This is a genomic window from Geomonas terrae, assembly GCF_004791675.1.
Taxonomy (GTDB): Bacteria; Desulfobacterota; Desulfuromonadia; order Geobacterales; family Geobacteraceae; genus Geomonas; species Geomonas edaphica.
In genome coordinates this window covers 295,127-316,936 of record NZ_SRSC01000002.1, presented here as the reverse complement: position 1 = coordinate 316,936, position 21,810 = coordinate 295,127, and the positions used below count along the sequence as shown (strand labels likewise).

Sequence of the window (21,810 nt, the reverse complement as noted above, 5' to 3'; positions counted from 1 at the left end):
CTTTGCCTTTAGCGCCCGGGGCGTTTCCCCTTCCCCTCCCGCTCGTAGATCGCCTCGACCGCTTCCTGCAGCCCCGGGTAGGCAAGCACCCCCTCCGGGAGCCTCGCGGAGTCCGCGGCGCCGTACCCCGTCTGCACCATGAGGGAGGTGCACCCGGCGTTCAGCCCGGCCTCGATGTCACCAAGCTTGTCCCCGATCATGTAGGAGCCGGAAAGGTCGATATCCAGGTCGAGTGCAGCCTGCTGCAGCATACCCGGGAGGGGCTTTCGGCAACTGCAGTCAACGCGGTAGTCGCCGACCGCATGTTCGGGGTGATGCGGGCAGAAGTAGCATGCCTCGATGGTGATGCCGAAGCTGCTTAGTTCCTCGTGCATCTTGTCGTGGATCGCGTGCAGCGCCGCTTCGTCGTAGAGCCCGCGTCCGATGCCGGACTGGTTCGTGACGACGACCAGGAGAAAACCGGCGTCCTTCAGGCGCTGCAGCGCATAGGGGACGCCCGGGATGAGGCGGAAATCCTCCACACGGCTTAGATACTGCACCTCTTCGTTGATGGTCCCGTCCCTGTCGAGAAAAACCGCCCGATGCTTGCCCATGATGCCCGGCCCTTCCGGCTCGTCAGCCGCCTTTTAAAGAAACAACCCGCGCTCAACGAGGTCGCAGATGATGTGGATCATGGTGATATGCCCCTCCTGGATGCGGGGCGTGTCGTTGCTGGGGACGATCAGGGAGAGCTCGGCGATCCCCTTGATGCTGCCGCCGTCCTTGCCCAGAAGCGCCACGGTCCGGGCCCCAAGGCGCCGCGCGGCCTCGAGGGCGATCTGCACGTTCGGAGAATTGCCGCTCGTGGAAATGCCGACGACGACGTCACCGGGACGCACGTGCGCCTCGACCTGCCGGGCGAAGATCTGCTCGAAGCCGTAATCGTTGCCGATCGCGGTGAGGATCGAGGTGTCGGTGCTGAGGGCTATGGCGGGAAGCGCGCGGCGCTCGAGCTTGAAACGCCCGACTATCTCGGCGACGAAATGCTGGGCATCCGCTGCGGAGCCGCCGTTGCCCATGACGATGAGTTTGCGCCCATCCTTCAACGCCTCGGTCAAAAGGGAAACGGCGCTCTCTATGGCGGGAGCAAGGTCCCTTTCGAGCGCCGTCATGACCTGGTTGTGGGCCTGGAGCTGGGCCCTGATCTCGTCTTTCATCATCCCTCCGACTTTTTGTGTGCTGACAAGCGGCCTCTAGTGGGCGCGCGATTTGATCCGCTCGGCAAGCTGCGAAAACGACAGGTACTGCTCGCTCCACGGCAAGGCAAGTCCGTCCACGGCGATCACCGGCTGCGTGTCGGGAGAAGCGGCGAGAAGCTTCTCGTAGAGGCGGCGCTTCATGCCGTCCAGGGCGATGCGCGGCAGCGCCACCAGTTTCACGTTTTCATGCAGTGCGGCAAGCCCTTGCTGCCGGGCCTGCTGATGCAGCGTGAAAGGAAGGAGCACCGTGTAGCAGTCGCCGTGCCGGGCCCCCTCCACCAGGAGTTCCAGCTTCTGCTCGAGAAGCGAAGCCTCGACCCCCTTGGGGACGTAGACGAGGAAGTTGCCCCCCTCCCCCCAGCGCTCCTTGAAAAGGGAGATGCTCCGCAATAGGGTCTCGCGGCGGCGCTGCACGGAACCAAGCGGCGCCTCGTCATGGTGGCTCACCGTGGGACCGGGGACCTGCACGGTGCGAAACCCTTCGGCGCAGGCACGCATGGTGAAGTCCCTAAGGCACCAGGCTCCGCCGTCCATCGTTTCGTCGAACCCTCCGATCTTGCGGTAGAGCTCGCGGCGCACGGCCATGGCGGCGAAGGAGCCGCTGACAACCTCGCGCGGGAGGTCGCAGGGGTCGCCCGGGTCAAGACAGGGAAGCATTATCCCGGCGTCGGCATGGGTGTGTGCGAACTGCAAAAGCGGCTCGAACCACCCCGCCTTTACTATGCTGGTGCTGCGCATCAGGGCCAGAAACGGCGCCTCGGAACTCTCAAAACCGCGGTTTGCGGCACGCACGAACCCGATGTTGCTGTCGTCGCGCATCAAAAGGGCGCGCTCGTCCAGAGCGTCGGCAAACTCCTGCAACATCCTCTCGGTGTCGCGCTCTGAGCCGCAATCCACGATGATGAAGCGGGCGTTCGGGGTGTGGTTGATCAGGTTGACCAGGCAGTTTCGAGTCTCTTCGGGCCGGTTCCAAACGGGTATGATGACGTCTACGATAGCGTCGGTCATGAAAATCCCTCTGGTAGAAACGGCAGATTGGAGCGCGATCCGGCCTAGGAACTGACGGCGACGTTGCGAAGCAGTGCGAGTTCGTCGAGCACCTTGCCAGAGCCGAGCACGACGCAGGAAAGCGGGTCTTCGGCGGTGACCACCGGCAAACCGGTTTCTTCGCGCAAAAGGACGTCGAGGTTTCTCAACAGGGCGCCGCCGCCGGCCAGCACGATCCCCTTGTCGACGAGGTCGGCCGCAAGCTCGGGCGGGGTCCGCTCGAGGCAGTTGCGTACCGCGTCCACGATGGCGGTAACCGGCTCGGAGAGTGCCTCGCGGATCTCGTTGGAGTCGATTTCGGTGGTTTTGGGGATGCCGGAGACGAGGTCGCGCCCCTTGACTTCCATGTGCAGCAGTTGGGTCCCCGGGTATGCCTCGCCGATCTCGATCTTGATGAGCTCGGCCATGCGGTCGCCGATGAGGAGGTTGTACTTGCGCTTGATGTACTGAACGATCGCCTCGTCCATCTTGTCGCCGCCCACGCGGACGCTCTTCGTGTAGACGATGCCGGCCAGGGAGATCACGGCCACCTCGGTGGTGCCCCCCCCGATATCGACGATCATGTTGCCGGACGCCTCGGTGATGGGAAGCCCCGCACCGATCGCCGCCGCCATCGGCTCCTCGATCAGGTACACCTCGCGGGCACCGGCGGACTCGGCGCTCTCCTTGACGGCGCGCTTCTCCACCTGAGTGATGCCGGAGGGAACGCAGATGACGATCCTCGGGCGCACCAGGGTTTTCCTGTTGTGCACTTTATGAATGAAGTAACGCAGCATCTCCTCGGTGATGTCGAAGTCGGCGATGACCCCGTCCTTCATCGGCCTGATGGCCGTGATGGTGCCGGGGGTACGCCCCAACATCTTCTTTGCCTCCATCCCCACGGCAAGCACCTTCTGCTGGCCGCTTGGCATCTTCTGGACCGCGACCACGGACGGCTCGCGCACCACGATCCCCTTACCCTTCAAATAGACGAGGGTGTTGGCCGTGCCGAGGTCGATGGCGAGGTCGTTAGAAAACATGCCGAAAAGGGCATCGAAAATCTTGAGCATCCTGGGAACTCCTTTTGAATTGGCGCGGTAGCCGGGACCGACCCGGCAAAGGTGGAAATATAGCAAAAGCTACGCACCCTTGCAAGAAAGAAAACCCGTCTACTGGCTGACAGGGCGCTGAAACATTGGACGTATACCGCTTCATTCTACCGTTGCTTTTGCGATTAAATTATATTATCATTCGCGTCTCTTGATCTAATCTAATGGCGTCAATTTTGTATGCAAAGGAGCCGAACCCGAATGCTAGGCGTAATGAGGAAGTATAAGCAGTCGATCGTCATCAAGATCGTCTTTGTTGTCATCGTTCTCTCTTTCATAGGAACCATCTTCCTGGTCTGGGGCAAAGGTGGCGACGGTCAGCGTGGCGGCAAAAGTTATGCGGCGTCCGTCAACGGCACGAAGATCAGCCTGGACGAGTTCCAAAAGAGTTACTACCGCACCCGCGGCCTCTATGAGCAGATCTACGGTAAAACCCTCACCCCCGAGATGGAAAAACAGATGGGGATCAAGAAGCTCACCATCGACACCCTTATCGACAACGTGCTCGTCTTTGGCGAGGCGAAGAAAATGGGCGTGAAGGTGAACAAGGACGAGGTCGCGGCAGAGATCGCCAAGATCCCCGCCTTCCAGAACAACGGCGCCTTCGACTTCAACCTCTACCAGCAGACCCTCAAGGCGAACCGCCTCACCCCGAAGGAATTCGAGGAGGCCCAGGAGCAGGAGATGCTGCTCGCGAAGGCGCGTAACAAGGTGAAGATGGGTGCCACGGTTACCGACGCCGAAGTGAAGGACGCCTTCAAGAAACAAAACGACAAGGTCGACCTCGCCTACGTCTCCTTCTCCCCTGCCGACGTCAAAGGTGGCATCAAGCTGACCGACCAGGAGCTCACCACCTACCTGCAGGATCACCAGAACGAGTTCAAGACCCCGGAGCAGGTCTCCGTGGCCTACACCCTGGTAAACCCGGCCCAGGCAGCGGGCAAGGCGACCGTCACCCCCGAAGAGGCGCAGACCTACTACCAGAAGAACATCGACCGCTACCAGGGCAAGGGCGGCATCCTGCCCTTCTCCGAGGTGAAGGATCAGGCCACCGCGGACGCCCAGAAGCAGAAAGCGGCCAAAGAGGCATACGAGAAAGCGGCCGAGGCTGCCAACAAATTCAAGGCTACCGGCGACATCGACGCCGCAGCAGCAGCCCTCGGCAGCAAGGTGGAGAAGACCGCGCTCTTCACCGCCAAGGCCCCGGCGGCAGCACTTGCCGGCGAAAACGAGGTGATCGCCCGCTCCTTCGCCATCAAGCAGGGTGAACTGGGTGGCCCGGTGGAGACCGCAAAAGGGATCTACCTCGTCAAGGTACTGGACAAGAAACCGGCTGCCGTCCCCCCGCTGGCACAGATCAAGTCGGCCGTCGAGGCGAAAGCGGTCGAGGCTAAGGCCGCCGAGCTCGCCAAGAAGAAGGCCGCGGAAGCGCTGCAGCAGCTTGCCAAGGGCGGTGCCGCCAAGTCCACCGGCAGCTTCGGCTACGCCGCGACCGGCGCCGTGCCGACCATCGGCACCTCGCCGGAGCTCATGGACGCCGCCTTCACGCTCACCGCTCCGAACCAGGCCGCGAAGCAGCCCTTCAAGGTCGGTGACCGCTGGTACGCGGTGAGCCTCAAATCCCGCGCCGAGGCGCCTCTTGCCGACCTCGCCGCCAAGGCCGCCGGCATCAAGGCCGCCCTCCTTCCGAAGAAGCAGCAGGAGGTGCTCGAGAAGTGGGTCAAGGGTCTGCGCGACAAGGCCAAGATCGATATCAACCCGCTGGTGCTGCAGGACTAACGGGTCAAACGGAAGCGTCAACAGCTTTCAAGTGTGAGGTGGAGGGTGCAAGGTGCACTCTTCACCTTTCACTTTTCACGCTCAAGGCGAACCATAAAAGGAGAATGCACCAATGACTACACCGGTACTCAACACTGACTTCCCCGGCCTGAAGCTTGCCGCACGCGGGAAGGTGCGCGACATCTACGACCTCGGGGAGACGCTGCTCATCGTCACCACCGACAGGATCTCCGCGTTCGACGTCATCATGAACGAAGGGATCCCCAACAAGGGTTACGTGCTGACCCAGATCTCCGCCTACTGGTTCCGCCAAATGGAAGGCATCATCAAGAACCACATCATCTCCACCGATGTGGCCGATTTCCCGAAGGAGTGCCAGCCCTACGCGGAGACCCTGAAAGGTCGCTCCATGTGGGTGAAGAAGGCGAAGCCTTTGGCCGCCGAGTGCATCGTGCGCGGCTACATCTCCGGTTCCGGCTGGAAGGACTACCAAAAGACCGGCTCCATCTGCGGCATCAAGCTCCCCGAAGGGCTCAAGGAAAGCGACCGCCTGCCGCAGCCGATCTTCACCCCCTCCACCAAGGCCGAGCTCGGCACCCACGACGAGAACATCTCCTTCGAAGAGATGTGCAACATCTGCGGGAAAGAGATCTCCGAGAAGGTGCGCGACGTGACGCTCAAGATCTACGAGAAGGCCCGCGACCTGGCCGACGAGAAAGGGATCATCATCGCCGACACCAAGTTCGAGTACGGCATCTACGAAGGCGAGCTGATCATCATCGATGAGTGCATGACCCCGGACTCCAGCCGCTTCTGGCCCAAAGAGAGCTACAAGCCGGGCGGCCCGCAGCCCTCCTTCGACAAGCAGTTCCTGAGGGACTACCTGGAGACCCTGGACTGGGGCAAGACCGCCCCTGCCCCGCCGCTTCCCGCCGAGATCGTACAGAAGACCGGCGAGAAGTACATGGAAGCGCTGGTCAAGCTGACCGGGATGAAGGCGCCCTAGCCTGCCGACCTGGTCCGGCTTTTGGATAAAAAAAGGCCCCGACATCGTTTCCGATGCGGGGCCTTTTCCTTTAGATGCCGCTCGTTGGGTCCTGCCCTTTGCCTTCTACCCGATCATCTTCGCAAGCCGCGTCCTCTCCTTGGTGAGGCGCGCCTCCCCGTCCTCCAGGGCTTTCAGAAGGTTCTTCTTGGCGCCGTAGGCCATGTCCTTGCCGCGGTCCAGGATCTCTGCCGCGCGATCGCCCATCGCCTCGGCCATGTCGGTCACCTGCTCGGTGAAATCCTCAACCGCCTCCAGCGCCTCCTCCCCTTTGCGCCGCGCCTTTTTCGCGTAACGGGAGATGTCCTTGCGGGTTTTCTGGCCGCTTTGCGGCGCGTATAAAAGCGCGACCCCCGCGCCGATGATGCCGCCTGCCAAGAGCATGAGCGCTCCAACCATCACCTTGTTATCCCGATCGGCCATGGCCCCTCCTCCTTTGGGTGTGTTGTTGTTCAAGGGAACATCCATATACTACCCGATGGTGAGGCTTTGCCAAGTACGCTTCTCATTATTGCTTTGAAGCGGGTATTGAAGCGTGTATATTTGAACCGTTGCAACAACAACAATCTTGCTCTCCAAGAGGAAAACATGGATCAAAAATATGATGTGCTTATCGTCGGTGGCGGCCCCGGTGGCGTAGCTGCGGCGTACCTCTGCCACAAGCATGGTCTCACGCACCTGCTGATCGAGTCCGGGAAGGCAATCTTCCAGGGCATCGCCAACACCTACCCCGAAGGGAAGAACGTCTATCCGTCCAAGCCCAAGGAAAACCCCGAGCCGTTCCTGGTGGAGGAGCTCCGCCCGCCCGACAAGCCGGTGACCGTAGAGAAGTACATCCAGTACGTGCAGCACTTCGTCCAGCACGAGGGGTTGAACGTGCTCACCGAGACCCAGTTCGAGAACATCGAGGACGGGCGCGACTACCTCAAGGTGCACACCTCGCGCGGCACATTCCAGACTAAAAAGGTGCTCCTCGCCTTCGGAAGCTCCATCCCGAAGGAGCTCTCCGTGTACGGCGACGCGAAGATGGTGGCAAAGACGCTCGACGACCCGAAGAAGTACATCGGCAAGCGCACCCTGGTGATCGGAGGCGGAAACTCCGCGGCCGACGTGATCATCTCAATCCTTAAGGAGAAGAGGAGCGCGAACGACAAGGAGCCGGTCTATTGGGCGCACGTTGCCGAGACCTTCGACGTGAACAAGGAGACCGCGCAGCGTCTGGGTGAGGAGATCCTTCTGGGGGGTAACATAAGGCTTTTGCCGGGCGCCACGCCGAGGATCGGTGAGGTGGACGACGAGGGGGTCGACCGGCTGGTGATCAGGGTCAGCGAAGACAAGATTGCCGGCGGAATCGAGCGCTACCATGCCATGAGTTTCCCGATGAAGAACGTCATCGCCTGCATCGGCAGCCAGGGCCCCACTACCATCTACGACAAGATCGGTGTGCAGACCATCGCCTGCGCCGAGGGTGTCTGCCAGGTCGCCAAGGAAGGTGACCGGCTGCTGCTGCTCACCGCCGACTTCGAGTCGACCAGAAAAGGGGTCTACGTGATCGGCGGTGCGATCTCCCCTTCCTACATGCGCATCAGCAAAGGCGCCATCCAGGAAGAACGCCACCCGAACCTGATCTACACCGCCGTGAACGACGCCCATCACGTCATCGCGGCGGTCGTCAAGAAGCTGAAGAAATAGCCGGAAGTAAAACGTTAAGCAGACACAACAAAGGGGAGCCGAATCGGCTCCCCTTTGTTGATTTGATCCAGTAATCCAAGTGATGTCCGGTGCCGTTGTCACGAATTACTGCATGCGCCTGACGTCCCCCCCCTTTGCGAAGGGGGAGCTTGTCCCCCGTAGCCTTGGCGAAGGGGGAACAGGGGGGATTTGCCTCTACCGCCCCTTACTTAAGCTCCTCCCGAAGCCCCTCCACAACAGCCTTCACCTCAGCGATCATCTCGCGCGCCTGCGGCGAGTGTTCCTTCTTCAGGTAGTTCTCGAAGTGCTTGATCGCCTCGGCGGTGCGATCCTGGTCGATGCAGATGTTCCCGAGGGTCAGGTAGCTCATGGTGAAGTCGGGATCGAGACGGATCGCCTCCAGGGTCTCGCGCTCGGCGGCCTCAAGCTCGTCCATGTCGTAGTAGAGTTCGCCCAGGTTGAAGCGGGCCGTTGCGTCGTTGGGGTCGATCTCGATCCCCTTGTGGTACGAGGCGATCGCCTTTTCGTTCTCCCCCAGCCCGTAATAGAGATCTCCCAGCGCGTTCAGCGCGAAGACGTTGGCCGGGTCGAGTTCGAGCGCCTTCTCGAAGGACTTAAGCGCGTCATCGGCGCGCTCCATAGCGTTGTAAACAAGCCCCATGCTGACGTAGCCGTCACATTCCCCCGGGTTCAATTCGGTCACCTTGCGGTAGCATGCAAGCGCGTCCTTGTGCTTGCCCGACTCGAAGTAAACGTCGCCCAGTGCGGTGAGACCGTCCAGGTCCTGCGGGGCGGACTCGAGACCCCTTTTAAGCGCGGCGACCGCATCATCGTTGCGCCCCGCTTCGGAATACGCCTCACCAAGGTAGAAGTACCCCTCTGCGTTGTCCGGTTCGACGGCGATGCACCCCTTGAAGGACTCAATGGCCTGGTCGTACTCGCCGGACTCCATGTGGGCTATTCCGTTCGCCAGCGCCTCGTCAAAATTCGTTGCCATTGCCACCTCCGTAACTGCATCAGATTTCATTGGCGCACACTATAACAGAGAAGCGCCCGCTTTGCCAACTTAAGAGCACTGAAAAAGCATTAAAAGCTTCCACATATCCTTTCCCTCATATATACTGCGGCAAACAGAAACAAGGGGGAGGCAATGCCGGAGGAGGCAGGAGAACAACTGGGACTAAGGACGCTTGAGGATATCAGCGCGCTGATCCTGCAATCCCACGACCTGCAGGAAACTCTGGACAACATAGTCAACCTGGTCGCTAAGAGGATGTCGTCAGAGGTCTGCTCCATCTATCTCCTGGAGGAGGACGGCGAGACGCTCAGACTGCACGCGACCCGCGGTCTGTCCAGACTCTCGGTCGGCATCACCATGAAGATCTCCGAAGGTCTCACCGGCCTCGCCGTGGAACAGCGCGGCGTGGTGGCGACCGACAACGCCCCCCTGCACCCCCGCTACAAGTACTTCAGGAAGACCAAGGAGGAGAAAGTGCTCTCCTTCCTCGGGGTCCCCTTCTTCGAACGCGATCGCCCCATCGGCGTCCTGGTCATCCAGAACCGCGAGTCGCGCACCTTCACCCCACAGGAGATCAGTGCGGTATCCACCATCGCCTGGCAGATATCAAGCATCGTCTCCAACGCCAAACTGCTCGATTCAATCCGCAAGAAGGAAGAGGAGCGCGCCTTCTACGCGGCCGAGGTGGACCGCCTGAGAAAAGGGGGCACGCCGAAAGAGGCCGTCCGCGGCAACCGCAAGGGCGCAGGCTCCACAGCACTCACCGGCATAGGCATCTCCCCGGGGTTCGCCCTCGGCAAGGTATCCATACTGCACCACCGCGGCCCCGCCGAGGAGGCGGTACTGGAACGGGCCCGTCCGCGCGCAGAAGAGCTGAACCTGTTCCACCAGGCACTCGAGAAGGCGCGCATCCAGACCATCTACATGGAAAAGCGGATGGGTGAGATCCTCTCCGAGGCCGATGCCGCCATCTTCCACAGCCACCTGATGATCCTCGAAGACCGCGGCTTCATCGGCAAGATCACCGCCCTCATCGAGGAAGGCGTCGGCGCCCACCGCGCGGTGAGCCAGGTGGTGGAAGCGTACGTGGCTGCCTTTGCCCGCATGGAGGACCCCTACCTGAGGGAGCGCAGCGCCGACATGGAGGACATCGGCCGCCGTATCTGCGACGCCTTGAACGGTCACAGCAGGCAAAAGGAGCGCTTGCGCGACGAGCGCATCATCGTGGCCAGGGAGCTGCTCCCCTCCGACCTTGCCATCATGGACCACGGCAAGGTGATCGGCATCGCTACGGAGAAAGGAAACCGCAACGCGCACGCGGCCATCATGGCCCGGGCGCTCGGCATCCCCGCCGTCTTCGGCGTGGAGGGACTTTTGAAGCGGGTCGGCGTGCGCAGCGAGGTCGTCGTTGACGGCAACTCAGGCTGCGTCTATGTGAACCCGGACCAGGGGGTGAAGCAGGAGTACGTGCGGCTGCAGGGAGAGTTCGACCAGAAGCAGCGCGAGCTCGAGGAGATCCGCGACCTCCCCGCCCGTACCCTGGACGGCTGCACCGTTTCCCTTCTCGCCAACATAGGACTTCTGAGCGACCTGAGGGTGGCGCACCTGCACGGAGCCGAAGGGGTCGGCCTTTATCGCACCGAGTTTCCCTTCATGACCAGAAGCTCCTTTCCGACCCGGCAGGTACAGGCCGTGGTGTACCGCAAGGTCCTGGAGGGTTTTCCGGGGCTGCCGGTCAACATAAGGACGCTGGACATAGGCGGCGACAAGGAGCTCTCCTACTTTCCGCACCCGAGAGAGGACAACCCGTTTCTCGGATGGCGCTCCATGCGCCTGTCCCTGGACCGCGAGGAGATCCTTCGGGAGCAGTTGGCCGCGGTGCTCATCGCCTCGGTGGGGGGAAGGTGCAACCTGATGTTCCCCATGATCTCGGGGGTGGACGAAGTACGCCGCATCAAGGGGATCCTGGAACAGGTGAAGGAGGATTTGCTGCGCGAAGGGAAGGCGTTCGCCCCGGACATCGGCCTGGGCGTGATGGTGGAACTCCCGGCTGCAGTGCTAGGAGCAGAGATGCTGGTGAAGGAGGTGGACTACCTTTCCATCGGGACCAACGATCTTATCCAGTACACGCTGGCCTGCGACAGGAACAACCCGTTGGTAAGGAAATGGTACGATCCGTACCACCCCGCGGTCCTTCACTCGATAAAGAAGGTGGCCGATGCGGCGACGGCTGCTGGAAAGCCGGCCTCCTTGTGCGGCGAGATGGCGGGTGAGCCGATCAATGCGCTGCTGCTTATGGGGCTCGGCCTGCGCAGCTTCAGCCTCTCGGCCCCCAGTATCCCGAGGGTGAAAGAGGCTGTGCGCCGGATTACCCTTGAAAAGGCGCAGCTGGTCGCCGAGCGTGTGCTCGCCATGGAGAGCGCGCAGTCGATCCGGAGTTTTCTGGAGGCGACGCAGCGCGAACTCGGACTGTAGACGAAAAAGGCCGGAGCCCTTTCGGACTCCGGCCCCCTTCCCTTTATATCCAGCAGTCTCCACCGTCGTAGTTGAGCGGATCGGAGGCGCCCCTTCTGGAACGGAGCTTGGTGCTGCAGCTCTTCAGTTTGTCGAGCGCATCATCCTTCGCTTCGCTCAGCTTCTCGCGAACCTCGCGACCGGTTTTGGGGGTAAAGAGGAGAGCGGCACCCGCAGCTACCGCGGCTCCGGCCAGGAAGGCCAGCAGAGCGGCCTGTTCGCTTTTCTTCGACATGTCGTATGCTCCTTTTGGTTCTGGAAGTGACCGGCAGAAAAATAGTGCAGTCATTCTTATCACATTCCGGCGCGCAATAAAACCCCCAAGATTAAGTAATGAAGTTTTCCAGTACATATGTTTTCTGATTTGAATTAGCTTTGATTAGATGCTACCATCGCGTCTTAAATTTTCCCAAAGGAGATACATATGTTTTCCTTCAAAAGAACAGTGACACCGGCCGTTGCAGCAATCGCAGCGACCTTGATGCTTTCCGCCGGTGTCTTTGCCGGCGAAAAGGCTGATGCTGCTGCGAAACCGGCCGACCAGAAGACGGTTGCCAAGGAGGCTGACGCCAAGGGACAGGCCGTCGTCGTCAAGGTGAACGGCCAGGGCATCACCAGGCACGAGGTGGACCGCGCCATGAAGGTCATGCTGGCACAAAACCAGGTACAGGAGCCCCTTGCCCCGGAGGCACAGAAACAGGCCGAAGCGGCGGTCATCGACCAGCTCACCGCGGCTGAGCTTTTGTACCAGGAAGCGGCAAAGGTGAAAGTTGCCGACCTGGACAAACTCGTCGACGAGAAAGTGGCCCAGAACCGCGCCAAGTTCAAATCGGAGCAGGATTTCGTCGAGGCCCTCAAAGGGATCGACATGTCCATGAAGGACATGCAGGATTTCACCCGCAAAGACATCCTCATCAACAATTTCATCGAACAGCGCTTCGTCGCCAAGGCAGTCGCAACCGATGACGAGGCCAAGAAGTTCTACGATCAGAACATCGACCGTTTCAAGAAGGAGGAAGCGGTCAGGGCAAGCCACATCCTGATCGGCGCCGACCAAAAGGCGAGCCCGGAGGAGCGGAAAAAGGCTAAAGAAAAGGCAGAGGCGCTGCTCAAGCGGGTGAAGGCAGGCGAGGATTTCGCGGCGATCGCCAAGGCGGAGTCATCCTGCCCGTCGGCCAGCCAGGGGGGCGACCTGGGCGCCTTCGGCCGCGGCCAGACCGTCCCGGCCTTCGAGAGTGCAGCCTTCGGCCTCAAACCGGGCGAGGTGAGCGGCGTGGTGGAGACTGAATTCGGCTATCACATCATCAAGGTGGTGGAGAAGCAGGAACCGAGCACCGAGAAGTTCGACGCGGTGAAGGGGAAAATCCTGAACTACCTGAAGCAGCAGAAAGTACAGCAGGAACTCTCGAGCTACATCGACGAGCTGAAGAAGACCGCGAAGATCGAGAAGAACTAGCTTAAATCCACCAGTCATCTCAATAAACAGAAAGGGCCCCGTAGTTCGGGGCCCTTTTTTTACTTCCATATTCCCTCTTCCGCCTGCGGACCCAAGTCCCGCGATGGGCAAAGGCCCCAAGGGAGAGGGGGAACCGGCTAAGCACTACCCGAGGTTCTGACTACGGCGCCGTTGCCGGCGGCGGGACGAAAACGCGCGCGGCGAGCTCGTTGTCCAGCATGAGGAGTCCCTGGCCGTTGTCCCCGATCAGCTTCAGTTTGCCGATGATGTCCCTGTCGTTCTCCTCCTCCTCGATCTGCTCGGTGACGAACCACTGAAGGAAGATGTTGGTGGCGTGGTCCTTCTCGGCGAGCGCGAGATCGGTAAGGTCGTTAATGGAGGCGGTGATGGAAAGTTCGTGCTTGAGGGTCTGCTCGAACATGTCGAGCAGGCTCTTGAACTCGGCGGGCGGCGCGGCGATAGCCTGCAGCTTGACATGCTCGCCGCGGCTGTTGATGTAGTTGTAAAACTTCATCGCATGGACCATCTCTTCCTGGTATTGCACCATGAACCAGTTGGCGCTCCCCTTGAGTCCGATTGACCCCGCATAAGAAGACATGGACAGGTAGAGATAGGCAGAATAGAGTTCGTTGTTCAACTGGTTGTTCAAGGCCTGGCAGAGCTTCTCGGTCAACATCAATATCCCCCCTTGTATTGCCTGGTGCATGACTGTTTCATACATTCAGCACAGACTATCAATGACGGTAAGATCTTACCCCAGACATAGACCTTTGCAACTACACAAACCGTAAACAACTTGCGCCAGTCCCCTTTCCTCTTAATAAGCGACCGGGTCAGGTCAGGTTCGGGACGGGAGCGGTTCCGTTTGAGCTTCCTGGAGATAACGTCGGTAAGTCTTGCCCGCAGGGGACCTAAGATAAAGCAGAAGAATGCCGAATTCCAGTGAAGCTTTGAAGTAATCGGAGACCGTGACCTTGGAGCCCTTTACGTCCACCCATTCGCGCAGAGGGTACTTGACCCATCTTTCGGCGCCCATGTTATCAGGCGCCTCCATGACGAGCGGAAACCGGGCAAGCAGCTCGACGTCGAAGATCCATCTCACCTTGAACGGGACGGAGAGGACGGCCCTCAGGGCTGAGCTGTTCCTGAAAAGCTTGGCTCCGCACTGGGTGTCATAGATGTGAAGACGAAGCAGCAGTGAGGCGCAGGTGGCAAAAACCCTCCCGAGATAATGCCTCGCGGGTCTGCGCCTGATATTTCTACCGAGCAGACGCACCCTCGAACCGAAGACCGCATCCACATCCTTGTTTTCGAACACGCTGCACAGATCACCTATGGCGGATAATGGTGTTGCCAGGTCGGCATCCCAGTAACCTACAAGGTCGTACGCTCCATGCGCGGCATCGAGCATGCCCAAACGAACCGCCTCCGCCTTGCCGCAGTTCCTTTCCAGATCCATGACCGCGATGCGTGCCGGGGCTTCGGACTGCAGCGCGCGTAGTACCTCGAAAGTGGCGTCGGTGCTGCCGTCGTTGACAAACAGAAAGGAAAGATCCGGATCGTCCTCGAGCGCGACAATAAAAGCCTCAGGCTTCAGCCTTTTCGCCTCGTTGTAGCAGGGGACCACGATCCTTGTCTTCGTCAATGCAGCTGTCATGAGGTCCTTTGAGATCCGGGAAAGGTATGAGAGCGTTGAATTTCGCATATGCAATAACAGGAGTCAACCTTTCCGGACACACAACTCATTTTGCTGTTTCTTTCCGGTCGAGGAAAATATTGATGAGATCGATCGGTACGGGGAAGATGGTCGTTGAGTTCTTTTCCGCGGCGATTTCGGTGAGCGTTTGCAGGTAGCGCAACTGCAGGGACATGGGCTCTCCTGCCATCACCTGAGCGGCAAGCGCCAGTTTTTCGGAGGCCTGCAGCTCCCCTTCGGCGTGGATCACCTTGGCGCGGCGCTCCCTCTCGGCCTCGGCCTGTCGCGCGATGGCGCGCTGCATCTCCTGCGGAAGGTCGATGTTTTTGACCTCGACCGTAGATACCTTCACCCCCCAGGGTTCCGTCTGACGGTCAAGGATTTCCTGCAGCTCCTTGTTGATCTTGTCGCGATTGGCGAGGAGCTCATCCAGGTCCACCTGCCCCAGGACGCTGCGCAAGGTGGTCTGGGCGAGCTGGCTCGTAGCGTACAGGTAGTTTTCCATCTCCACGACCGCACGCACGGCGTCGACCACACGGAAATAGATGACGGCGGAGACCTTGACCGTCACGTTGTCGTGGGTGATCACGTCCTGGGAGGGGACGTCCATCGCAACGATGCGCAGGGACACCCGCACCAGCCGGTCGATCCCGGGGATGATCAGCACCAGACCGGGCCCCCTTACCTTTTTGACCCGTCCCAGGCGAAATAGTACGCCACGCTCGTACTCGGGGAGGATGCGGATGGCGTTGGCAAGGAAGATCACGACAAGGAACAGAACAAACAGCACAGGGAAAAGGTTCACCACGTTCATGATTGCCTCCTGTTTCGGGTCACCATAGAGACAGTGAAAGCCCGCCCAAGTATATCGGAGCAGCCCTGCACGTCAATTTGCCATATTGCCAAAATCTCTTATCCATGTTATTGAAGAAACCTCTAACAATCAGGAATTTTCTATGAAGCAGAGTATAAAAATACTGATAATCGAAGACGATGACGGGAGCCGGGAGGCGCTGCTCATCCTGCTTAAGGCGAGCGGCTTTGCCGTAAAAGGGTGTTCCAGCGGGAAAGACGGCCTCGACTTCCTGGCAGGTGAGCCTTTTGACATCGTCATCAGCGACCTGTTTTTGCCGGACATGAACGGGATCGACATCCTGTCCCGGGTGAAACAGGACTCGCCGCGTACCGAGGTAATCCTGGTTACCGGGCACGGCTCTGCAGAAACCGCGGTGCAGGCGATGAAGAAAGGCGCCTACGACTACATCACGAAACCCTTAACATAGACGAGCTCCGCATCATCATCGACAAGGCGGTCGAAAAGGGGCAGTTGGTCAGTGAGAACGTCTACCTAAGGAAACAGCTGCGTGAGAAGTACGAATTCGCCAACATCATCGGCAACTCGCAGGCGATGCAGCAGCTCTTCTCGCGTATGCAGAGGATCATAAAGACCGACTCCACGGTGCTGATCCTCGGTGAGTCCGGCACCGGCAAGGAACTGGTTGCCAAAGCTATCCACTTCAACGGCAGCCGCAAAGACAAGCCGTTCATCGCCGTCAACTGCTCCGCAATCCCGGAAAACCTGCTTGAGAGCGAACTATTCGGGCACGTTAAGGGAGCGTTCACAGGGGCGGTAAAGGAAAAGGTAGGGAAGTTCGAAGCTGCCAACTACGGGACCATCTTCCTGGACGAAATCGGAACGCTCCCGATGCACCTGCAGACGAAGCTTTTGCGCGTCCTCCAGGAGCAGGAAGTGGAACGGGTCGGTTCCAACAAGCAGATCAAGCTCGACGTGCGGGTAGTTTCAGCGACCAACGTGAACCTCGAGGAGGAAGTCACCCGCGGGAACTTCCGCGAGGACCTTTTCTATCGACTGAACGTCATCCCGGTTCAAATTCCGCCTCTCAGGGAGCGGGTCGAGGACATCCTTCCGCTCACCAAGCACTTCCTGGAGAAGAACTGCCGCGCCATGCAGCGCCCCATCATGCACCTCGACAAGGAAGCGCTGGAGGCATTGGAAGCGTACCCGTGGAACGGGAACGTCCGCGAACTTGAGAACATCATGGAGCGCATCGTAGCACTTACCGAAAGTGACGTCATTACCCTGCGTGACCTCCCCGCCAACATAGCGAAGAACTACATCGAAGGCTCCCACTCCACCAGTGTCACCCCGGCCGGTATCGATATGGTCCAGGCGATCAACGAGATCGAGAAGCGTATGATCACCGAAGCGCTGCAGCTCTCCGGCGGCGTAAAGGCGCGCGCGGCCGTGATGCTGAGCATCAACCGGACCACCCTCGTCGAAAAGATGCGTCGCCTCGGCATGCCGCTTTAGTTTAACATCAGTGTCCGGAGACAATTAAGTCCTTACATCGACAATAGAGTCCTTACATCAACAATTGAGTCCTTACCTTTTTAATCGAATTCTGAAAAACGGAGACAATAAAGTCCTTACATTTTTTAGTAAGTGACTTAGATTACATCTGGTTTAGCGAGAGGACTGAAATCTTTAATTCGTACCGCGTTCAGGGAACTTTTTGGTTTTCATTAGACTTAGATCCCAAGCTGAAGATCGCAGATTCGAATCCCACTTCACTCTGCAAGAAAATCAAGGGCTTACGCCCCCTCCCCGTCCCTTCATGCCAGTGTCACGGGTCCCTCCCGCAGGTAAGGCGGCGGTTATATGTCGAGGCCAACCATGACACTCCATCACGTTGCCGAATACGGGGGTGTCACCTGCTCCTGAGCTTCGGCCCATTACTATGGGGCAGATCCAGGTGGACGTCATCGTCAGCAAGGCTGAGATCTTCCATCCGAACGGTATGCTTCATTGCTGACCTATTCCTCGCTGGGGAGCCGTACGACAACGATATGTATGACCGTGTCCCACGCGTTGTGGATGCCGATCAGCAGCAGAGCGAGGGCGCCGGTTGCGGTGGCGAAGAGCGCGGGACAGGGGTAGGACCACAAAGACATGGCGGCGATGGCTATGGTCACGTACGCAATACCTGGAAGCAGCGCATACCATATCCAATCCGCCCTCTCCGGCTGGTAGTAAGTTTGGCGGCGCGCGCGATAGATGACCGTGGCCTTGTAAACGAGCCCGCCCAGACCGAACAGGGCAAGCGCGATCGCCACCGAGCATAGAGACGGCCATGGAGCGCTCATTATCGCTGAGAGCAGCAGGGCGCTCCCCAGCTGGACCACCGTCGGCGTAGCGAAGGCGCTGAGGGCTTCGGCGGGGACGGAGCGGCGCAGGTTGGCAATCAGGGTGATCACCACGAACTGAATAGCGATGACTGCTGCTGCAGCAGAACCGACCATGACGTAGAAGCTCTGCCACGCCGGCAGTAACTGAGTACACGTTTGAGTCGTCAAGCTGGCTCCTTTTGGGCTATTCGCGTCGTGCAACCTGCACGGCTTTCTATTTGCCCCTGACGTGTTTTCAAAGATAATGCAGCCCAAGTTCTTTGAGTTTCGATGCTCCCGGCTTGGTCGTTTCCGGGTCCCATCCGCGTTCTTTGTAATACTCGGTCAGGGTCATCTCGAAGACATCCCGGTTCAGCACCGCTCCCTTCTTCGGCCCAAGGGTGAAGGCGTCATCGAAAAAGCGGTCGGGAAGCCGGTCGTCTTCACGGCGAAACCCCTCGCGGTAGTTGAACATCTTCTCCAGATTGAAGATCCTCTCGCCAGTTTTCTCAAACTCTGCCTTATCGAACTGCCGCCCGGTTATTGCGCTCAGCAGAGAGAGCATAGGCTCTTCTAGGGCTGGCTCGAAGGTGGGGAAAAAGCACATGCCGGTCGAATCAAGTATGGCCCGTCTGTTCTGCATGGCGACGTTGTCCCCGCTCATATGGCAAGCTCCCCTAGAAGCGGTTGCGTAGGAAAGCCCCCGGGGCAGGTTGGCCTGAATGTTGTGTGCGGCCAGCTCAAGCCCTTTCACATGGATGGCAAATTTTTCGCTGCCCTGGCCAATCTGCCACGCCAAGGCTCTCACCCCCCCGGCCGCCAAGGCTCCTACGCCATCCTTGGCGGCGATCTTTTCAATTATGGCAAGCGTAGCATCGACACTTCCCCATTTGAGATCGATCCCGTCGAGAAAGCCCCGATTGATCATCCCTCGCTCATAGGCTTCCATGAGAAAGCCGATGACGTTTCCGGTCGAAATCTGGTCAAGGCCGAGATCGTCGATGCTGGTAATTACCTTAAGCAGGCCCGCCATGTCGGATATCAGCAGGTTGGAGCCCAGCATGACTCCAGTCTCGTACTCGGGGCCATCGTGGACAATCCCGCCGTACTTCCCTTTGGTCATCCCGCTCTTTTTGCAAGCGAGCGGGCAACAGTAGCAGGCGATATCTCTCACCCAGACGTCGCGCCTTGCTGTTCCAGCGCCAATCTTCTCGGCTTCGGTAAAGGTCCCTTCCCGGTAATTACGGACGGCCTCGGTTCCGGCGTTGCTGTTGCCGACAATGCCCCGCGCCGTTCCCTGTTCCGCCCACGACTTTGCATACGCCGAACCGTTAAGGACCGACCTGGCCTTGTCCAGTGCCGAAAGAAACCCGGCATGATCGGCAACGCCGGGCTGCCCAGTGCCCCGCACCGCAATCGCCTTCAGGTTCTTGGAACCCATCACGCAACCGGCGCCCCCTCTGCCCGCAGCCCTCCCGGCGGTATGAAGGATGCAGGAGTAGGGAACGAGATTCTCCCCGGCAGGTCCGATATAGACGGTCTTGTACTTACGATCGCCAAGTTCTTCAAGAATAGCCTTGTCAAAGGCATCCGTCCGCATCCCTTTGAACTTGCTAGCGTCACGGATCTCCACCTTTGCGTCGTCGATGACCAGGTAAGACAGCACCGGTGCCTTGCCGGTTATGACAATCCCGTCGTAGCCTGCGAACCGGACTTCCGGTCCGAAAAAACCGCCCATGTTCGAATAGGTAACGGTCGAGGCATGGGAAAAGTCACTTTTTCGGGGAGCCGTAATTGGCGACTTGGTCACAACGCAGGTTCTGGAGGAGGAAGGAACCGGAAGTCCCGAGAAAGGCCCGGGCATGAAGATTAGCGGGTTTTCCGGCGATAGCGGGTCGACTCCCGGCTTCTTGAGTCGGTCATAAAGAATCTTGATACCAAGCCCCTGCCCCCCGACGAAGTTATCTAGATCTTCCGATGGAATCGCTACCTTTTGAGCCTTCCCCGTGGAGAGGTCGATGCTGAGGATAACGCCGTGGTACCCAGCCTTGCTGCTCATTTTAAACCTCCGAAATCGGCCGTTCCGTACCAGTTCCTGGCCAGTTGGGCTGCAATTTTTTCAGGACCTTGCCCATAGAATTTCCTGTCGCGTCGGACTTCCACATACGACAGCGCCGAGAACGGGCATCTTTTCACGCATTGCGGGCTGCCAGCGCATAGCGTGCACATCCTTTCCGGTTTTCCCGTAACATGGTTGGGGCTGATCGTGCCGGTCCTTTGCGAGGTGCAGGCCCAAGCACAGCTGCGACATCCGATGCAGCGAGCGGGATCGTTGCGGATGGTATGGGTACCTTCATCCCTATAAAGGGCGCGTCGCCCAGTTTTGCCGTCAGGCTCAACCCGGCACGCATTGACACAAGGGGTGTCGGCACACATGGCGCAGACATTGGCTACGTCCACATCGGGATTGAAGTTGTGGAGCCTAATGTTTGAATAAGCAGGATTGCCAAGTCCCGGCAACTCATTGCCGCCGACCGGCACCGGATGATTGCTCGCAGAGCAGGCAGTTTCACAGGTGCGGCAACCAGTACACTTGCTGTAATCTACCAGAACCATTTTAAGAACGGGCTCTCCCGAAAGAGCCCAGGCAGCGGAATGAACTCCAAACTGGCCGAGCAAGACAAGCGAACCGGCACCGAGCCCACACCCCTTCAGAAACTGCCGGCGGCTGTAGCTCCCACTATCATCGTTAGCGTTCATCTTGACACCCCTTTGATTATGGCGGTCATCATCGTTCTACCCCCAATCAGTCGGGTAAACGGTTGTATGCCTCGTCAGACACCGGCTCAAACCATTCGGTGGAGCCTCTCACTGCAGGAACTTCCACTGCCACATGGGAAAACCAGCTGTCCTTCGTAGCTCCATGCCAGTGCCTGGTTTCCGGAGGGATATTCACCACGTCGCCGGCGGTGAGTTCCCGGGCCGGCTTTCCCCACTCCTGATACCAGCCGCGTCCGCCGGTGACGAGCAGAATCTGCCCCCCCTTGTGGTGGATGTGCCAGAAGTTCCGGCATCCGGGCTCGAAGGTCACATTGCCGATGAAAACCCGTTCCGTGGACAGCATGTTGAGGTAGCTGGTGCCTGTAAAATACTTGGCGTACGCCTCGTTCTTCTCTCCGCGAGGGAAAACCCCGCCATCGCGCAAATCATCGTGTTGCTGGCTCATGTTTTTCTCCTTTGCTCCGTGCACAGCACTCTTCGGCTGGTTTACAACCGGGGGTACACCAACGGTCACTGGTTTCCTGGAGGCCACAACCTGTTCAACAACGACTCCGGCATTCTCCGCAACCTGCGGGCCGCATTTTACGTGCAGAATGCTTACAACCTCGCGCAGTTGCTCCGGTGTCAGGCCGTTGTGCAGAGCAATGGCAAGATGCCCCTGCAATTGGGGATTAACACCCTCGATATTGGCCAGAGCAGCCACGGTTGCCAATTCCCGATCTTGCCAGGTCAGCACGTCACGCTGAAAGATGTCACCAAAGAGGTGGGCCTTCAGGAATCGGTCGACGGTCGGGGCGAAATCGAAAAGAGGCCCGGCCACCGGTTGACCAACCAGCTTGGTCTGGTTCTGGGTGCCGAATTCAAGGCTGGTTTGGTTCGACGGCAAAGGGCTTGCTTCCCTCCCTTTCTCGTCCCTGATCCCCTTTTTCTCTCGTTCGCCAATGACCGTCATAAAAGTGCTAATGCCGTTGAGGCTTCGAGGAAAGCCGGCGTACGCATAAAGCTGAACGAGGATTTCCTTTATCTCATTCACGGTAAGCCCGGCATCGAGTCCCTCACTTAGGGCCACTTTCAATTTATCTAGATCACTGTTGGCAGTGAAAGCAGCGACCGGGATGATTGCCCGCTGTTTCGCGTTCAGATGGTTTTGCATGGCGTGCGCCTCCGATATGCCGGCCATGATCAACACGATGCCAGCAGATGCTATGACGAGTAGTCGGTTCATGGCAAATAGGTCCCTCACACAGTAGTTACTCCGCATCGCCGGAGA

General features: G+C 59.0%; 19 protein-coding genes and 1 pseudogene. 6 read left to right on the top strand and 14 right to left on the bottom strand.

Annotated features, from left to right (window positions below):
• Positions 1 to 8: 8 nt before the first annotated feature.
• From gmhB to E4633_RS08650, 4 genes are read right to left on the bottom strand one after another with little or no spacing between them, the layout of a single operon-like run.
• Positions 9 to 593, bottom strand: a complete 585-nt coding sequence (gmhB, locus tag E4633_RS08665) for a D-glycero-beta-D-manno-heptose 1,7-bisphosphate 7-phosphatase (RefSeq protein ID WP_135869856.1) — start codon at positions 591 to 593, stop codon at positions 9 to 11.
• Between the two features lie 33 nt (positions 594 to 626).
• Positions 627 to 1,196 (bottom strand): D-sedoheptulose 7-phosphate isomerase, encoded by a 570-nt coding sequence (gene gmhA, locus E4633_RS08660; RefSeq protein ID WP_135869855.1) that lies wholly within the window; start codon positions 1,194 to 1,196, stop codon positions 627 to 629.
• 36 nt (positions 1,197 to 1,232) lie between these two features.
• Entirely contained in the window at positions 1,233 to 2,246 is a 1,014-nt protein-coding gene (locus tag E4633_RS08655; RefSeq protein ID WP_135869854.1) for a glycosyltransferase family 2 protein, read from the bottom strand.
• A gap of 44 nt (positions 2,247 to 2,290) precedes the next feature.
• A complete protein-coding gene (locus E4633_RS08650) occupies positions 2,291 to 3,334 on the bottom strand; it encodes a rod shape-determining protein (RefSeq protein ID WP_129128273.1) in 1,044 nt (347 codons plus the stop codon).
• Positions 3,335 to 3,574: 240 nt separating this feature from the next.
• Here E4633_RS08650 and E4633_RS08645 point away from each other — a divergent pair, with 240 nt between their 5' ends.
• Both E4633_RS08645 and E4633_RS08640 read left to right on the top strand, forming a co-directional pair.
• On the top strand, positions 3,575 to 5,152 hold the full coding sequence (locus E4633_RS08645; protein ID WP_135869853.1) for a peptidylprolyl isomerase: 1,578 nt from the start codon (positions 3,575 to 3,577) through the stop codon (positions 5,150 to 5,152).
• 112 nt (positions 5,153 to 5,264) lie between these two features.
• Positions 5,265 to 6,158, top strand: coding sequence for a phosphoribosylaminoimidazolesuccinocarboxamide synthase (locus E4633_RS08640; RefSeq protein ID WP_135869852.1), 894 nt, complete (start codon positions 5,265 to 5,267; stop codon positions 6,156 to 6,158).
• A gap of 105 nt (positions 6,159 to 6,263) precedes the next feature.
• Here E4633_RS08640 and E4633_RS08635 read toward each other — a convergent pair whose 3' ends face one another.
• Entirely contained in the window at positions 6,264 to 6,620 is a 357-nt protein-coding gene (locus E4633_RS08635) for a YtxH domain-containing protein (RefSeq protein ID WP_135869851.1), read from the bottom strand.
• A gap of 165 nt (positions 6,621 to 6,785) precedes the next feature.
• Here E4633_RS08635 and E4633_RS08630 point away from each other — a divergent pair, with 165 nt between their 5' ends.
• Positions 6,786 to 7,889, top strand: coding sequence for an NAD(P)-binding domain-containing protein (locus E4633_RS08630; RefSeq protein ID WP_135869850.1), 1,104 nt, complete (start codon positions 6,786 to 6,788; stop codon positions 7,887 to 7,889).
• 205 nt (positions 7,890 to 8,094) lie between these two features.
• Here the strand turns inward: E4633_RS08630 and E4633_RS08625 are convergent, their stop codons facing one another.
• Positions 8,095 to 8,886: a tetratricopeptide repeat protein gene (locus E4633_RS08625; RefSeq protein WP_135869849.1), complete on the bottom strand. Its 792-nt coding sequence runs from the start codon at positions 8,884 to 8,886 to the stop codon at positions 8,095 to 8,097.
• Between the two features lie 153 nt (positions 8,887 to 9,039).
• On the opposite strand from E4633_RS08625, the gene ptsP reads away from it, so the two are divergent.
• Complete coding sequence (ptsP, locus tag E4633_RS08620) at positions 9,040 to 11,382, top strand: phosphoenolpyruvate--protein phosphotransferase (RefSeq protein ID WP_135869848.1); 2,343 nt, start codon at positions 9,040 to 9,042, stop codon at positions 11,380 to 11,382.
• 43 nt (positions 11,383 to 11,425) lie between these two features.
• Here the strand turns inward: ptsP and E4633_RS08615 are convergent, their stop codons facing one another.
• Positions 11,426 to 11,656: a YtxH domain-containing protein gene (locus E4633_RS08615; protein ID WP_135869847.1), complete on the bottom strand. Its 231-nt coding sequence runs from the start codon at positions 11,654 to 11,656 to the stop codon at positions 11,426 to 11,428.
• Positions 11,657 to 11,845: 189 nt separating this feature from the next.
• Here E4633_RS08615 and E4633_RS08610 point away from each other — a divergent pair, with 189 nt between their 5' ends.
• Complete coding sequence (locus E4633_RS08610; protein ID WP_135869846.1) at positions 11,846 to 12,877, top strand: peptidylprolyl isomerase; 1,032 nt, start codon at positions 11,846 to 11,848, stop codon at positions 12,875 to 12,877.
• Positions 12,878 to 13,037: 160 nt separating this feature from the next.
• Here E4633_RS08610 and E4633_RS08605 read toward each other — a convergent pair whose 3' ends face one another.
• The 3 genes from E4633_RS08605 to E4633_RS08595 all read right to left on the bottom strand — a co-directional run bounded on the left by E4633_RS08605 (position 13,038) and on the right by E4633_RS08595 (position 15,387).
• Positions 13,038 to 13,553, bottom strand: coding sequence for a ferritin (locus E4633_RS08605; RefSeq protein ID WP_135869845.1), 516 nt, complete (start codon positions 13,551 to 13,553; stop codon positions 13,038 to 13,040).
• A 162-nt stretch (positions 13,554 to 13,715) separates the two neighbouring features.
• A complete protein-coding gene (locus E4633_RS08600) occupies positions 13,716 to 14,534 on the bottom strand; it encodes a glycosyltransferase (RefSeq protein ID WP_135869844.1) in 819 nt (272 codons plus the stop codon).
• Positions 14,535 to 14,619: 85 nt separating this feature from the next.
• The gene (locus E4633_RS08595) at positions 14,620 to 15,387 is read right to left on the bottom strand and encodes a slipin family protein (protein WP_198419413.1); all 768 of its coding nucleotides are present in this window, start codon (positions 15,385 to 15,387) and stop codon (positions 14,620 to 14,622) included.
• A gap of 142 nt (positions 15,388 to 15,529) precedes the next feature.
• Here E4633_RS08595 and E4633_RS08590 point away from each other — a divergent pair.
• Positions 15,530 to 16,905, top strand: a pseudogene (locus E4633_RS08590) (sigma-54-dependent transcriptional regulator).
• A gap of 503 nt (positions 16,906 to 17,408) precedes the next feature.
• Here the strand turns inward: E4633_RS08590 and E4633_RS08585 are convergent.
• From E4633_RS08585 to E4633_RS20675, 4 genes are all read right to left on the bottom strand, one after another.
• Positions 17,409 to 17,948 carry a hypothetical protein gene (locus tag E4633_RS08585; RefSeq protein WP_135869842.1) on the bottom strand — a complete coding sequence of 180 codons (540 nt, stop codon included), beginning with the start codon at positions 17,946 to 17,948 and terminating at the stop codon, positions 17,409 to 17,411.
• Between the two features lie 67 nt (positions 17,949 to 18,015).
• Positions 18,016 to 19,818, bottom strand: coding sequence for an aldehyde ferredoxin oxidoreductase family protein (locus E4633_RS08580; protein ID WP_135869841.1), 1,803 nt, complete (start codon positions 19,816 to 19,818; stop codon positions 18,016 to 18,018).
• Complete coding sequence (locus E4633_RS08575; protein WP_135869840.1) at positions 19,815 to 20,519, bottom strand: 4Fe-4S dicluster domain-containing protein; 705 nt, start codon at positions 20,517 to 20,519, stop codon at positions 19,815 to 19,817. The genes E4633_RS08580 and E4633_RS08575 overlap by 4 nt, the downstream gene beginning before the upstream one ends.
• A gap of 46 nt (positions 20,520 to 20,565) precedes the next feature.
• Entirely contained in the window at positions 20,566 to 21,765 is a 1,200-nt protein-coding gene (locus E4633_RS20675; RefSeq protein WP_216629461.1) for a carboxymuconolactone decarboxylase family protein, read from the bottom strand.
• Positions 21,766 to 21,810: the final 45 nt, after the last annotated feature.

Coding starts and splice junctions, on each gene's coding strand:
- E4633_RS08630 (WP_135869850.1), top strand. CDS start 6,786: ATGGATCAAAAATATGATGTGCTTATCGTCGGTGGCGGCCCCGGTGGC.
- E4633_RS08615 (WP_135869847.1), bottom strand. CDS start 11,656: ATGTCGAAGAAAAGCGAACAGGCCGCTCTGCTGGCCTTCCTGGCCGGA.
- E4633_RS08635 (WP_135869851.1), bottom strand. CDS start 6,620: ATGGCCGATCGGGATAACAAGGTGATGGTTGGAGCGCTCATGCTCTTG.
- E4633_RS08575 (WP_135869840.1), bottom strand. CDS start 20,519: ATGAACGCTAACGATGATAGTGGGAGCTACAGCCGCCGGCAGTTTCTG.
- E4633_RS08640 (WP_135869852.1), top strand. CDS start 5,265: ATGACTACACCGGTACTCAACACTGACTTCCCCGGCCTGAAGCTTGCC.
- E4633_RS08655 (WP_135869854.1), bottom strand. CDS start 2,246: ATGACCGACGCTATCGTAGACGTCATCATACCCGTTTGGAACCGGCCC.
- E4633_RS08650 (WP_129128273.1), bottom strand. CDS start 3,334: ATGCTCAAGATTTTCGATGCCCTTTTCGGCATGTTTTCTAACGACCTC.
- E4633_RS08600 (WP_135869844.1), bottom strand. CDS start 14,534: ATGACAGCTGCATTGACGAAGACAAGGATCGTGGTCCCCTGCTACAAC.
- gmhA (WP_135869855.1), bottom strand. CDS start 1,196: ATGAAAGACGAGATCAGGGCCCAGCTCCAGGCCCACAACCAGGTCATG.
- E4633_RS08580 (WP_135869841.1), bottom strand. CDS start 19,818: ATGAGCAGCAAGGCTGGGTACCACGGCGTTATCCTCAGCATCGACCTC.
- E4633_RS08645 (WP_135869853.1), top strand. CDS start 3,575: ATGCTAGGCGTAATGAGGAAGTATAAGCAGTCGATCGTCATCAAGATC.
- gmhB (WP_135869856.1), bottom strand. CDS start 593: ATGGGCAAGCATCGGGCGGTTTTTCTCGACAGGGACGGGACCATCAAC.
- E4633_RS08595 (WP_198419413.1), bottom strand. CDS start 15,387: ATGAACGTGGTGAACCTTTTCCCTGTGCTGTTTGTTCTGTTCCTTGTC.
- ptsP (WP_135869848.1), top strand. CDS start 9,040: ATGCCGGAGGAGGCAGGAGAACAACTGGGACTAAGGACGCTTGAGGAT.
- E4633_RS20675 (WP_216629461.1), bottom strand. CDS start 21,765: ATGAACCGACTACTCGTCATAGCATCTGCTGGCATCGTGTTGATCATG.
- E4633_RS08610 (WP_135869846.1), top strand. CDS start 11,846: ATGTTTTCCTTCAAAAGAACAGTGACACCGGCCGTTGCAGCAATCGCA.
- E4633_RS08625 (WP_135869849.1), bottom strand. CDS start 8,886: ATGGCAACGAATTTTGACGAGGCGCTGGCGAACGGAATAGCCCACATG.
- E4633_RS08605 (WP_135869845.1), bottom strand. CDS start 13,553: ATGTTGACCGAGAAGCTCTGCCAGGCCTTGAACAACCAGTTGAACAAC.